Below are 14,455 nucleotides of genomic sequence, written 5' to 3' on the forward strand. Positions count from 1 at the left end.
TTTGCGGTGCTACCAGCCTCGTCCTGAGTTGATCCAGAAGTTGACGGATAGCGACGTCGACACCGATTCCACCTGATGGAACCAGCCCTCTGGCAAAAACAGCAGATCCCCAGCCTCCAGCGTCACCCGCAAAAACGTCACCTCCCGCGCTGCCGGGAAACGTTCATAGTCCGGCGCGTCCGGGTTGAAATCGCAGCCATCCAGACCTCCCTTGGGCGCGGTCGACCAGGTGCCCAGCGCTTCGCGGTGATGCGGCGCGGCGAGGGTGAATTTTTTCTGCCCCCAGACCTGGGCGAAGAGGTTGTCGGTGTCATCGCGGTGCAACGGCGTCAGCGTGCCCTTGGGGCCGATCCAGATCCGTGGCGGGATGAACAGCGAGGTGTCGAAGTAGGGCGGGTATTGAATCTGTTGCAGCAATTGCGCCGGCAGAATGTTGTTGCCCATGTACGCCGGCGGCTCGCCGTCCGCGCCCTTGACCGCCGGGCTGTCCAGCGAGGCGATGAACTCGGCCATCGAGGTCGAGCGGAAATCACGCTCGGTGGAAAAGGTCTTCTTCACATAATCGCCATGGCGGGTGATGCCTTGCAGTTCGGCGAAATGCACCAGCGATTCCTCACGGCTCAGGCTGAACAACGGCCAGTCGTGCAGGGCATTGCTGATCACCAGCGGAATGCCGTTGGGCAGATAACGGGTTTCGAATTCGTGCCGGCTCAACTCGGCGCGCGCACGACGTTCGACGCTGGTCTGGCGAGGCAGCGCGGCAGTGAGCTTTTCGCTGAAGCGTGGCGGCGTCGGGTAGCGCTTGTTCATGTCGACCTTTGCCACCGTGCCGCCACCCTGGCGAGCGTGGTCGATGATCTGCGGCAACATCGTCGCCAGGCCCATGTTGCCGCCAATCTTCAAGCGACCGCTGGCGAACAGTTCCTCGACGTTGACCACGCCGGCCATGATCCCGAGAAAATCCTTTTCCGCGACTTCGATGGTCACGTCCGGACGCGGGTGGCGCCCGACTGCCGTGCGCTGGCTGGTCTTGATGTCGTACCAGTACGCCTGCTGCGCGCTGAAAATGAACTGGAAAACCCCCTCGATGCCGACCGCGCCGGCGTTGGCGAACAACTTGCCCAGAATGCTCTGCAGGTCCACGGTGATTCCCTCGCGATTGTTGTTTTTTTCCTGAACAGGCAACGAGCGGCTGGCGGGGGAATTTAGCGGCCGGGCGACTAATTTGTCCGGCGAGTGATCCGTCTTTCTTGCAGACACATTTTTCAAGGAAAGCGCGGTGACCAAGCTGACATTGCTGTGCCTGCCCTATTCGGGTGCCAGCGCCATGGTTTACAGCCGCTGGCGGCGCCAACTGCCAACGTGGCTGCAATTGCAACCGGTGGAACTGCCGGGGCGTGGCGCGCGGTTCGATGAGCCCCTGCAAACCGACATGCGCGCACTGGCGCGGCAACTGGCGCGCGAGCACAAGCCGGGGCTGCAAGGCCCTTATGCGTTGTTCGGGCATAGCCTCGGTGCGTTGCTCGCCTGCGAACTGGCCCATGCCTTTCGCGAGTCGGGTGTGCCGGAGCCGCTGGCGCTGTTCGCCTCCGGCACCGCCGCACCGTCCATGCGCAGCGACTACGACCGCGGCTTTGCCGAACCGCGCAGCGATGCAGAGCTCATCGAACAGTTGCGCACCTTTCAGGGCACCAGCGAAGAAATCCTCGCCAATGAGGAATTGATGAGCCTGACCCTGCCGGTGCTGCGCGCCGATTTCATGATGTGCGGGCGCTTCACGCCTGCCGAGCGGCCCTTGCTGAATTGCCCGGTGCACGTGCTCGGTGGCAAGGAAGACCGCGCCACCACCGAACAACTGATCGGCTGGAGCAAAGAGACCCTGGGCAGTTTCTCGGTGGACATGATGACCGGCGGGCATTTCTTCATTCATGAGCACGAAGCGCGGGTCATTCGCACGATCAAGACCCATCTGGAAGTGCATCACCGGCGCCTTGCGCAGGCCGCGCAACCGGCGTTCTGAGACGCGACTCATCTATCATTTTCAGGAGGCCAGTCATGGCTGTTGCTCTGGGATTTTCCGTGCGGCCGTTGCTGCCGCAGCGCGGGCGCTTGCCGCTGCTGGTCGAGGCGGGCGATGCCGACACCGACCTGCTGGCGGTGTTCGATGAATTGAAGGCGCTGGTCGACGAGCATCTGCTGCGCGACGGTGGCGTGCTGTTTCGCGGTTTTCGCCTCGATGGCGCCGAGCAGTTCCGCCAGTTCGCCGCGAATTTCGGCCATCCGCTGCTGAACTACGAGTTCGGCTCTACGCCGCGCACCAACGTCACTCAAGGCGTGTACACCTCCACCGAATACCCGGCGCACCAGAGCATTCCGTTGCACAACGAACAGGCCTATTCCCGCGACTGGCCGATGAAGATCTGGTTCTACAGCATGATCGCTGCCAGGTCCGGAGGCGAGACGCCGATTGCCGACAGCCGCGAAGTCTACCGGCGCATCCCCGTGGCGATCCGCGAGCGTTTCGTCAGTAAAGGCCTGATGTATGTGCGCAACTTCGGCAACGGCCTCGATGTCGCTTGGGAAGACGTGTTCAACACCGAAGACCGCGAAGTCGTCGAGGCCTACTGCAAGGCCCACGGCATTGTCTGCGAGTGGAAGGACGACGGTGAGCTACGCACGCGGCAGACCTGTCAGGCGGTGGCGGTGCACCCGGTGACCGGCGACCACGTCTGGTTCAATCAGGCGCACCTGTTTCACATCTCCAACCTGCCAGCGGACGTGCGCGAAAGCTTGCTCGACATCGTCGACGAAGAAGACCTGCCACGTAATGTCTACTACGGCGACGGCTCGCCGATCGAAGACGAAGTGCTGGCGCAGATTCGTGCGGTGCTCGACGACTGTGCGATCAGTTTCCCCTGGCAGGAGGGCGATGTGCTGATGCTCGACAACATGCTCTCGGCTCACGCGCGCTCACCGTTCGAAGGGCCGCGCAAAGTTATCGTGGCGATGGCCGAGGGGCATTCGCAGGACGTGCGTTAGGCGCTTCGCCACTCTTCAACTCAAATGCCGAATCCGGGCCTGTACCGGCTTCGGCATTTGTCTGTCTGGCCTTTGTACCGTCGGGCCGTGATTGCCGCTGGCGCGCTAAATCATCGCGCGGGCCATTCGTTCTTGTTGATACGACCGGGTCTCCAGGTCACGCCGCCGATCAGCAAGGACTCCACGCATGAATGCCGCAGACGCACAGAAACTAGCCCGCCGCTTTATCGAATTGCCCCAGGACAAACGCCGTCTGTTCCTCGCCGGCATGGCCCGCGAAGGCATCGATTTTGCGCAGCTGCCCATGACCGCCTGCGACGGCATCGCCGAGCGTGACGGCCTGTCTTACGCGCAGCAGCGCATGTGGTTTCTCTGGCAACTGGAGCCGACCAGCGCAGCCTATAACTTGCCGATGGCGGTGCGTCTGGATGGTGAATTGCAAGTCGAGGCATTGGAGCAAGCCTTCAGCCGTTTGGCGGCGCGCCACGAATGTTTGCGCACCACCTTCGGCCAGGACGGCGAGCGGGCCTTCCAGCGTGTGGCCGAACCTAAGCCACTGAAACTACCCGTGACTGACCTGAGCGAGTTGCCCCAAGCCCAGCGCTGGCCGCTGGCGCAGCAGCACATGATGGCCGAGGCGACCCAGGCCTTCGACCTGCAGAACGGCCCGCTGCTGAGTCTGCGGCTGTTGCGCCTGGCCGCGCAAGAACACGTGCTGCTGCTGACCCTGCACCACATCATCGCCGACGGCTGGTCGATGAACATTCTGATCGACGAATTCATGCGCACTTACGACGCGCTGGTCGCCGGGCGTGAACCGACGCTGGCGCCGTTGAGCGTGCATTACCGCGACTACGCACTGTGGCAGCGCAGCTGGCTGGAGGCCGGTGAGCGCGAGCGGCAACTGGACTACTGGCGCACGCAACTGGGCGACGAACATCCTGTGCTGGAATTGCCCACCGACCGCGCTTATCCGGCGCAAGCCAGCCATCAGGGCGCACGCCTGGAAACAGTGATCGACGCTGCCCTGCGCGAAGAACTGAAAAACCTTGCCCAGCGTCAGGGCGTGACCTTGTTCGTGGTGTTGCTGGCAGCGTTCAAGACCCTGTTGCATCGCTACAGCGGCCAGACCGATATTCGTGTCGGCGGGCTGATCGCCAACCGCACCCGCAGTGAAACCGAGGGCCTGATCGGCTTCTTCGTCAACACGCAGATCCTGCGCAGCGCGGTCACTGCACAAACGCCATTCGCCGAGCTGCTGCAGAGCCTGCGCCAGGCTGCACTGGGTGCTCAGGCCCATCAGGATCTGCCGTTCGACGCCCTGATCGAAGCCCTGCAACCGGCGCGCAGCCAAAGCCACAATCCGCTGTTTCAAGTGATGTTCAACCACCAGCCGCTGGTTACCGATTTGCATCAGGCGCAACTCGCTTCAGGCTTGCGCGTGGGTTATCTGAGCGAAGAGCAACTGGCTGGCAGCGCTCGGCAACACGCGGCCACCAGTGACCTGATGCTCGACACCCGCGAGGAGGGCGAGCAACTGTTTGCTGCCTTCACTTACGCCACGGATATTTTTGATGCTTCAACCATCGCCGCGCTGGCCGGGCATTGGCGCAACATTCTCCAGTCGGTGTGCCGTAATCCGCAGCAGTTGATCGGCGAAGTGGCGATGCTCGCCGACAGCGAACGCCACGGGTTGATCCAGGCCACAGCGCCAGCGCCTCGCCTTATCAGCGTGCAAAGCTTGTTCGAAGCGCAAGTCGTGCGCACTGCGCAAATGCCGGCGGTGCTGTTGGCCACCGCGCCTTCACGGGCATTCAGCTACGACGAACTCAACAGCCGCAGCAATCGCTTGGCCCATCAGTTGCGCGCACAGGGTGTCGGCCCGGACGTGCTGGTCGGCGTCGCGCTGGGGCGTTCGCTGGAACTGGCGGTGGCGCTGCTGGCCGTGCTCAAGGCCGGCGGTGCCTATGTGCCGCTGGATCCGCAAACCCCGGCCGAACGCTTGCGCCATGTGCTCGCTGACAGTGGTTTGCAACTGTTGCTCAGTGATCAGCAAAGCCTCGCCAAGCTGCCGCCACTGGATGGCATCGAGTGCCTGTGTCTGGAGCAATTGCCCGCCAGCGGGCAGAGCGACAACCTGCCGGTCACGGTCGAGGCTGACAACCTCGCTTACGTGATCTACACCTCCGGCTCCACCGGGCGGCCGAAAGGCGTGGCGGTCAGTCATGGCGCGCTCAGCGAGTTCATCGCCCGCGCCATCGACTACAGCGATCTGCGCGAAGGCGACCGGGTTCTGCAATTCGCCACCAGCAGTTTTGATGGCTTCGTCGAGCAGTTTTTCCCACCGCTGTGCCACGGCGCCAGCGTGGTCATGCGCGACGCGCCGTTGTGGGACAGCGCGACTTTGCATCAGGTCATCCACGATCAGGGCATCACTCTGGCCGACCTGCCGGCGGCTTATTGGTATTGGCTGGTGCAGGAATACGCGGCGAAACCGCCGTCAAGTTTCGGCGCGCTGCGGCAGATCCACGTTGGCGGCGAAGCCATGGCGGTGGACGGTTTGCGCTTGTGGCAACAGGCCGGGCTCGGCCATGTGCGCCTGCTCAACACCTACGGCCCGACCGAGGCCACGGTGGTCTCGACGATTCATGACTGCACCGCGCTGACCGCGCAGAACGTGTCGTGGCGTGGGATGCCGATCGGCCACGCACTGGCAGCGCGGCGTCTGTACGTGCTCGACGATGATCTGAACCTGCTGCCGCAAGGTGCGGTGGGCGAGTTGTACATCGGTGGGCCGGGGCTGGCGCGCGGTTATCACCGTCAGCCGAGCCTCAGCGCTGAGCGGTTCATCGCCGACCCTTTCGCCGATGGCCAGCGCCTGTACCGCACCGGCGACCGTGCGCGGCTGCGCGGCGATGGCGCGCTGGAATATGTCGGCCGGGTCGATCATCAAGTGAAGATTCGTGGCTTCCGCATCGAACTGGGCGAGATCGAATCGCGCTTGCAGCAATGTCCGCGCGTTCGCGAAGCAGTGGTGATGGCGGTGCCGTTCGCCGGCGGTGCGCAACTGGTCGCCTACGTTGTGACAGAACCTGCGGTGCTCGCCAGCGCGGCAACGCAAACGGCCTTCCGTCAGCAGACCCGCGCCGCGCTGCAAGCCAGCCTGCCGGATTACATGGTGCCGGGGCATCTGCTGTTGCTGGCGGACCTGCCGCTGACGCCGAGCGGCAAGCTCGACCGCAAGGCCTTGCCGACGCCGGATCCGGCGCAGTTGCAGGGCGATTACCGCGCCCCGCAATCGCCGGCCGAGCAGTGTCTGGCGCAGGTCTGGGCCGAGGTGCTGCACGTGCCGCGTGTGGGCCTGGACGATCATTTTTTTGAACTGGGCGGCCATTCGTTGCTGGCCGCGCAGGTGATTGCGCGGGTCAAGGAGCAGATGGGGGTGGTGCTGCCGCTGCGCAGCCTGTTCGAAAAACCGCTGCTGGCGGATCTCGCCGAGGTGCTCGGGCAACTGGCCGAGGCGAGCGGCGACGACGACTGGTCCGACATGGATCAGTTCATGAATGCTTTGCAAGGAGAAGAAGTATGAGCGGCACGATGGCGGAACGTATTGCAAAAAGGTTCGTCGGCCTGCCGCTGGAACAGCGTCGGCTGTTTCTCGCCAAGCTGCGCGAGGAGGGCAAGGATTTCAGCCTGTTGCCGCTGCCGGTCAGCCGCCACGACTGCGCGCAGATTCCCCTGTCGTTCGCCCAGCAGCGCCTGCTGTTTCTCTGGCAACTGGAGCCGCACAGCGCCGCGTACAACATGGCCGCTGGCTTGCGCCTCAAAGGTTCGCTGAATGAGTCAGCCCTGAGCCGCTCGTTCGATCATCTGCTGGCGCGCCATGAAGTGTTGCGCACGGTGTTTCACACCGACGGCGATCAAGCGCATCAGCTGATTCTCGAGCAGCAGAAAATTGCACTGGACCGCTTTGATCTGACCGGCATCGCCGCGCAAGAGCGTGAGCAAGTGCTCGCGCAACACGTGCAAGACGTCACCGCACAGCCGTTCGATCTGCGCCACGGCCCGTTGTTGCGCGCCAGCCTGTTTGCTTTGGCCGACGATGAGTTCGTGCTGGTGGTGAGCATGCATCACATCGTCTCCGATGGCTGGTCGATGGACGTCATGGTCAAGGAATTCGTGCAGTGCTATCAGGCGTTCAGCCTGCAGCGCGAGCCGCAACTGCCGGCGCTGCCGTTGCAGTACGCCGACTATGCGATCTGGCAGCGGCGCTGGCTGGAGGCCGGCGAGGGCGAGCGCCAGCTCGACTACTGGCGTCAGCAGTTAGGCGACGAACATCCGCTGCTGGAAGTGGCGCCGGACTTTGCCCGACCGCTGACGCAAAGCTTTGCAGGACAGACCCTGAGCTTTGATTTCGGCACCGACCTGTCGCAACAGCTCAACGTTTTTGCGCGCAGCCAGGGCATCAGCCTGTTCATGCTGGTGCTGGCGGGGTTCTCGCTGTTCCTTTCGCGTCTGGCCGGCGAGCGCGACATTCGTGTCGGCGTGCCGAATGCCAACCGTGGCCGCGCCGAAGTCGAGGGACTGATCGGTTTCTTCGTCAACACCCAGGTGCTGCGTTGCCAGGTCGATGAGCGCGGCAGTTTCGCCGATTTGCTCGCGCAGGTGCGTGAAGCGGCGTTCGGCGCGCAGGCGCATCAGGAATTGCCGTTCGAGCAACTCGTCGACGAATTGGTCGCCGAACGCACCCTGGGCCACAACCCGCTGTTCCAGGCCAAGTTCAACCAGAACGTGGGCATGCAGAAACAACGCTCGATGGCCTTGCCCGGCCTGACCGTCAGCGAATACCCGCTGGCCAAGGACGGCACGCACTTCGATCTGGCCTTGGATATCACCGACGACGGCGCGCTGATCCACGGCCAGATGACCTACGCCAGCGATCTCTATCGGGCGGAAACGGTCGCCGGTTTTGTACCGATGTTGCTGGATCTGTTTACCCAGTTGCTCGACTCGCCGCAGGCGCCATTGCACATGGTAGCGACGCCACGGCCTGCTGCGCTTGCCAGCCAACGCGAACCGGCGTTGACGGTATTGCAACACTGGGCGCGTGAAGTGGCGCGGCAGCCACAGGCGCTGGCCGCTCGGGATCTCAAGCAAACCGTGACTTTCCAGACGCTGGATGAACAAGCCAACCGTCTCGCCCATTATTTGCGTGCGCAGGGCGTCGATGTCGGCGACCCGGTGGCGGTGCTGCTGGAACGTTCGCTGGACTGGCTGACTTGCCTGCTGGCGATTTTCAAGGCTGGCGCGGTGTACATGCCGCTCGACGTCAAGGCGCCAAGCGCGCGCCTGCAACAGATGCTCGGCGCTGCGCAGGCGCGGGCGATGATCGGTGCTGAAGGCGACGCACGGCTCAGCGAACTGGCGGGTGAGGGCTGTCAGGGTCTGGAGTTTGCGCCGGGGCAATGGCACTCGCTGCCGACGTCCGCGCCTGAGCTGACGCTGTATGCGCAGTCGCCGGCCTACGTGATTCACACCTCCGGTTCCACCGGGCAACCCAAGGGCGTGCTGGTCAGCCACGGCGCGCTGGGCAGTTACGTGCGCGGCGTACTCGAACGTCTGGCGCCGGCGCCCGAGGCGAGCATGGCGCTGGTCTCGACCATCGCCGCCGACCTTGGCTTCACCGTGCTGTTCGGCGCGTTGTGCTCGGGCCGACTGCTGCATGTGCTGCCGGAAGAACTCGGCTTCGACCCGGATCGCTTTGCCGAATACATGGCCCGCCATCGCGTCGGCGTGCTGAAGATCGTCCCCGGGCATCTCGCCGCGCTGTTGCAGGCGGCCAAGCCTGCCGATGTGCTGCCGGAACACGCACTGATCGTCGGCGGCGAAGCCTGTTCGCCGGCACTGGTCGAGCGCGTGCAGCAACTGAAGCCGGGCTGCCGCCTGATCAACCACTACGGGCCGAGCGAAACCACCGTGGGCGTGCTGACCCATGAGGTCGAAGAACTCGCCGCCCAGGCGCGCAGTGTTCCGATCGGTACGGCGTTGGCCGGTGCCCATGTCTATGTGCTCGACGATGTGCTCAACCCGGTAGCCGATCAGGTCGCCGGTGAGCTGTACATCGGCGGCGACAGCGTTGCCCTTGGTTACCTGAATCAGCCGGCGCTGACCGCCGAACGTTTCCTGCCCGACCCGTTCGGCGCAGCGGGCGCGCGGGTCTACCGCAGCGGCGACCGGGTTCGGCGCAATCGCGAGCAGGCGCTGGAATTCATCGGTCGTGCCGACGATCAGGTCAAAGTGCGCGGCTACCGTGTCGAGCCTGCGGAAGTCGCGCGGGTGTTGCTCAGCCTCGACGGTGTCAGCGAAGCCGCCGTGCTCGCGCTGCCACTGGATGACGACCCGGCGCGCCTGCAACTGCTGGCATGGTGCGTGCCGGCAGTGGGCGCGAAGGTGCAGGCGCAGGAACTGCGCGAGCAGTTGCAGGCGCGGCTGCCGGATTACCTGGTGCCGGCGCAGTTGCTGTTACTCGACCACTTGCCGCTGACCGCGAACGGCAAGCTCGACAAGCGTGCCTTGCCAGTGCCCGGCGTGGTCAGCCAGCAGTTCGTCGCGCCGGTCGGTGAGATCGAGGAGAAACTGGCCGCGATCTGGGCCGAAGTGCTCAAGCTCGAAAGGGTTGGCAGCAGCGATAACTTCTTCGAGCTGGGTGGCGACTCGATCCTCAGCTTGCAGATCATCGCCCGGGCCAAGCGCCAGGGCATCAAGCTCAGCCCCAAGCAGTTGTTCGAAAAACAGACCATCGGCCAACTGGCTGCTGTGGCCAAACTGATCGAAGCCAAATCGGCTGCCGTCGCGGCACCAGTGGCACGCGGGCCGTTGCCGTTGCTGCCGATCCAGTTGCGCTTCTTCGAGACGCCGATTGCCCAGCGCCAGCACTGGAACCAGGCGGTGATGTTGCAACCGACCCTGGCACTGGACGCCGTGCATTTGCGCAAGGCGCTGGCGACGTTGGTCGAGCAGCACGAAGCGCTGGCCTTGAGCTTTGTGCAGTCGGGCGATAGCTGGCAGGCGTTGCCGCAGACTCAGCGCGATGCCGAACTGCTTTGGCTGCGCGAGCTGGACAGTCTCGATGCCTTGCCGGCCGTGGCCGACGCGGCGCAGCGCAGCCTGGACCTGCAACGCGGGCATTTGCTGCGCGCGGTGCTGGTCACTATGCCGAATGCCGAGCAGCGCTTGTTGCTGGTGATTCATCACCTGGTGGTCGACGGCGTGTCGTGGCGCATTCTGCTTGAGGACTTGCAGCAGGCTTACCACGCATTGGCGGCGGGGACGGCGCCGGTGTTGCCAGGCCAGAGCAGTTCGCTGCACAACTGGGCCGAGCAGTTGCATCGTTATGCGCAGAGTGAAGCGCTTGCCGGCGAACGCGATTATTGGCGCCAGACCCTGGCGGCGGAAGACGCGGCACTGCCACAAGATTTCGCCGTGGACAGCCAGACCCGCGCCCAGGCCGCTCGCGCCAGTACGCGCCTGAGCCAGACACTGACCGACAAGCTATTGAAAGTCGCCCCGGCGGCCTACCGCACGCAAATCAACGACCTGTTGCTGACCGCATTGGCGCGGGTGCTGTGTGACTGGAGCGAGCAGCCGTCGGTGTTGATCCAGCTCGAAGGCCATGGTCGTGAATACCTGTTCGACGACGTCGACCTGAGCCGCACGGTCGGCTGGTTCAGCAGCCTGTTCCCGGTGCGCCTGACTCCGCAGGCCAATCCCGCTGCGTCGCTGTGCGCGATCAAGGAGCAACTGCGTGCGGTGCCGGGCAAAGGCATCGGTTATGGCGTGCTGCGTTACCTCACGCGTGCTGCCGAGTTGCAGACGCTGGCGCAACCACGGGTGACCTTCAATTACCTCGGTCAGTTCGACGGCGCGTTCAGCGCTGAGCAGGGCGCGTTGTTCGTGCCAAGCGCTGACAGCACCGGCGCCAATCAGGATGGGCAAGCGCCGCTGGGCAATTGGCTGAGCGTCGACGGACAGGTTCTCGGCGGTGAGCTGGAACTGACCTGGACCTTCGGCAGCGGCATGTACCGCGCCGAGACCATCGAGGCGTTGGCCGAGGCCTATCGCCGCGAACTGCAACGCCTGATCGAACATTGCTGCGCGAGCGGCGCCGGTGGCGTGACACCCTCGGATTTCAACCTCGCCAACCTGACCCAGGCGCAGCTGTCGGCGCTGCCGATGGCGCCGCGTGACATCGTCGATCTGTACCCGCTGTCGCCGATGCAGCAAGGCATTCTGTTCCACAGCCGCAACGAGCCGGACAGCCCGGCCTACACCAATCAGCTGCGCGTCGACGTCGAGCAGCTCGACGCCGAGCGCTTCCGCCAGGCCTGGCAGCAGACCCTCGATGCCCACGACATTTTGCGCACGGCGTTCGTCTGGCCGCAGGATGCCGCCGCGCCGGTGCAAGTGGTGCGCAGCCGCGTGCAGATGCCGTGGCAAGTGCAGGACTGGCGCGGTCGCGCCGGCCTTGATTCAGCACTTGATCATCTGGCCACTGAAGATCTGCATAACAGCTTCGATCTGCTCGACGCACCGCTGTTGCGCGTGACGTTGGTGCGCATCGATGAGCACACTCATCACCTGATCTACACCTGCCATCACATCCTCATGGACGGCTGGAGCACTTCGCAGTTGTTCGGCGAAGTGCTGCAACGCTACGCCGGCATCACGCCGAGCGCAGGGCAGGGGCGTTATCGCGATTACATCGAATGGCTCGGCCAGCGTGATCAGCAGGCCAGTCGACAGTTCTGGAGTGCGGCGCTGGCGGACCTTGAACAGCCGACGCGACTGGCCAGCGCCATACCGGTCAGGCACGCCGCCAGCGGCTATGCCGATCACCAGCATGTGTTCAGCGAACCGCTGACCGCCGAACTGAACCGCTTCGCCCGCGAGCAGAAAGTCACCCTCAACACGCTGGTACAAGCGGCGTGGCTGCTGCTGGTGCAGCGTTATACAGGCCAGGATCACGCGGCGTTCGGCGCGACGGTCGCCGGGCGGCCGACGGATTTGCCGGGTGTCGAGCAACAGATCGGTCTGTTCATCAACACCCTGCCGGTGGTGGCGGCGCCATCGCCGGAAATCGGCGTCAGCCAATGGCTGCAACAGGTGCAAGACCTCAACCTGGCCTTGCGCGAGCACGAACACACGCCGCTGTATGACATTCAGCGCTGGGCCGGGGCGGGTGCCGGCGCGTTGTTCGACAGCATTCTGGTGTTCGAAAACTACCCGATGGCCGAGGCCTTGGCGCAGGGCCCGCAGACGGGTCTGAAGTTCTCGGCAATCCGCCGTCAGGAGCAGACCAACTACCCGCTGACGCTGGTGGCGGTCACCGGCCGCGAGCTGAGTCTGGGCGTAAGTTACGATCAGGCCAGCTTCGACGCTCAAACGATCCGCGCGTTGAGTGCGCAGTTGCAAGGTCTGCTCGAGCAGTTCCTCGCCGACGCCACGCAGCCGCTGGGCGCGCTGCAACTGTTCGCCGAGCCACAACGGCAACAAGTGATCGAGTGGGGCAAGGCGCCGGCGACCGCGCCGGATCAACGCACGGTGCTGGCGCACATCGCCGCGCAAGTGCAGCGACAGCCACAGGCGAACGCGGTGCTGTTCGCTGAGCAATCCATCGCTTACCAAAGCCTCGATGCCCAGGCCAATCGTCTGGCGCACAAGCTGCAAGGCATGGGCGTCGGGCCGGAGGTGCGCGTCGGCGTGTGCATGCGCCGCACGCCGCAGATGCTGGTCGGCTTGCTGGCGATCCTCAAGGCCGGTGGCGCCTACGTACCGCTCGATCCGGATTACCCGCAGGAGCGCTTGCTGCACATGCTCGACGACAGCCGCGCGGCGGTGCTGCTCACTGAGCCAGCGGCCTTGGCGATGCTGCCCGAAACCTTGAGTGCGCAGGTGCTGCTGGTGGACGAGAACGTCGCCAGCGAATACCCGGATGCTGCGCCACTGGTTAATCTCGCGGCAGACAATCTGGCGTACGTTATCTACACCTCCGGCTCCACCGGCAAACCGAAAGGCGTAGCCATCAGTCACGGCAATCTGTCGGCGCTGATTCAATGGTCGGCTGGTGTCTATCGCGAAGAACAATTGCGCGGCGTGCTGGCTTCGACCTCGATCTGCTTCGATCTGTCGGTGTGGGAAATCTTTGTCACGCTGGCCTGCGGTGGCTGCCTGGTATTGGCGGACAACGCCCTGGCGCTGGCGGACTTGCCGGTGCGCGATCAGGTCACGCTGATCAACAGCGTGCCGTCGGCGATTGCCGCGTTGCAACGGGCCGGGCAGATTCCGGCTTCGGTCGGCACGATCAATCTGGCCGGCGAACCGCTCAAGCAGAGTCTGGTCGACAGCCTCTACGCCAGCACTCAGGTGCGGCAGGTCTACGATCTTTACGGGCCGTCGGAGGACACCACTTATTCGACCTTCACCCTGCGCACGCCGCAGGGCCGGGCGAACATTGGCCGGCCACTGGACAACACCGTGGCGCACCTGCTCGACAGTCAGTTGCAGGTGCTGCCCGAGGGCGTGGCGGCCGAGCTGTACCTGGCGGGTGCCGGGGTGACGCGCGGCTATCTGCGCCGCGCCGCGCTGACCGCCGAACGCTTTGTGCCGAATCCTTACGCGAGCAACGGCGAGCGCCTGTACCGCACCGGCGATCTGGTGCGCCAGGGCGACGATGGCAACATCGAGTACATCGGTCGCGCCGACCATCAGGTGAAGATTCGCGGTTTCCGCATCGAGCTCAGCGAGATCGAAGCGCGCCTGCTGGAACTCGACGATATTCGTGAGGCGGTGGTATTGGCGCAGGACGGCGCCGCCGGCAAACACCTGCATGCCTACCTCGTCGCTGCGCCGGACAGCGAGCGGTCGACGCTGGCCGAGCGGGTGCGCAATGCCTTGGCCAGTCGCTTGCCGGCGCACATGGTGCCGGGGCACCTCCACCTGATCGACGCGATCCCGCTGACGCCCAACGGCAAGCTCGATCGCAAGGCGCTGATGGCGTTGGGCGAGAGCCCGACGCAAGAGCAATACCAGGCGCCGCAAAGCGATCTGCAATGGGAGGTGGCGACGATCTGGCAGGAGGTGCTGGAAGTCGAGCGGGTAGGGCTGGCGGACAACTTCTTCCAGCTCGGCGGCCATTCGTTACTGGCGACGCTGGTGGTGACCCGGGTGCAGGAACGTCTGGGCGACAAGGTGCCGCTCAAGGCGTTGTTCGAGACCGACACGCTCAAGGATTTCTGCGTGCGGATCGAAGCGCTGCGCGTCGAAATGTCGCCCGTTCAGGATGAATTGGCTAAATCACTGGAGGCCCTCAAACGTCTATCCCTCGATGATCTGGAAAAACTGATTTCTTGAGAGGGAA

Annotated in this window: 5 protein-coding genes; 4 read left to right on the top strand and 1 reads right to left on the bottom strand. The window is 64.1% G+C overall.

All coding sequences use genetic code 11. The features are described from left to right. Window positions 1–9: 9 nt before the first annotated feature. Window positions 10–1,143: a cupin-like domain-containing protein gene (locus V8J63_RS07050; protein ID WP_336463817.1), complete on the bottom strand. Its 1,134-nt coding sequence runs from the start codon at window positions 1,141–1,143 to the stop codon at window positions 10–12. A 136-nt stretch (window positions 1,144–1,279) separates the two neighbouring features. Between V8J63_RS07050 and V8J63_RS07055 the strand changes: the two genes are divergently transcribed. The 4 genes from V8J63_RS07055 to V8J63_RS07070 all read left to right on the top strand — a co-directional run bounded on the left by V8J63_RS07055 (window position 1,280) and on the right by V8J63_RS07070 (window position 14,448). Further along, the gene (locus tag V8J63_RS07055; RefSeq protein WP_136493939.1) at window positions 1,280–2,020 is read left to right on the top strand and encodes a thioesterase II family protein; all 741 of its coding nucleotides are present in this window, start codon (window positions 1,280–1,282) and stop codon (window positions 2,018–2,020) included. A gap of 35 nt (window positions 2,021–2,055) precedes the next feature. Continuing rightward, window positions 2,056–3,039 (top strand): TauD/TfdA family dioxygenase, encoded by a 984-nt coding sequence (locus V8J63_RS07060; protein ID WP_016773893.1) that lies wholly within the window; start codon window positions 2,056–2,058, stop codon window positions 3,037–3,039. A gap of 187 nt (window positions 3,040–3,226) precedes the next feature. Then, window positions 3,227–6,628, top strand: coding sequence for an amino acid adenylation domain-containing protein (locus V8J63_RS07065; protein ID WP_336463818.1), 3,402 nt, complete (start codon window positions 3,227–3,229; stop codon window positions 6,626–6,628). After that, complete coding sequence (locus V8J63_RS07070; protein ID WP_336463819.1) at window positions 6,625–14,448, top strand: amino acid adenylation domain-containing protein; 7,824 nt, start codon at window positions 6,625–6,627, stop codon at window positions 14,446–14,448. The genes V8J63_RS07065 and V8J63_RS07070 overlap by 4 nt, the downstream gene beginning before the upstream one ends. Window positions 14,449–14,455 lie beyond the last annotated feature (7 nt).

The organism is Pseudomonas sp. CCNWLW23 (assembly GCF_037095675.1).
GTDB lineage: Bacteria > Pseudomonadota > Gammaproteobacteria > Pseudomonadales > Pseudomonadaceae > Aquipseudomonas > Aquipseudomonas atacamensis.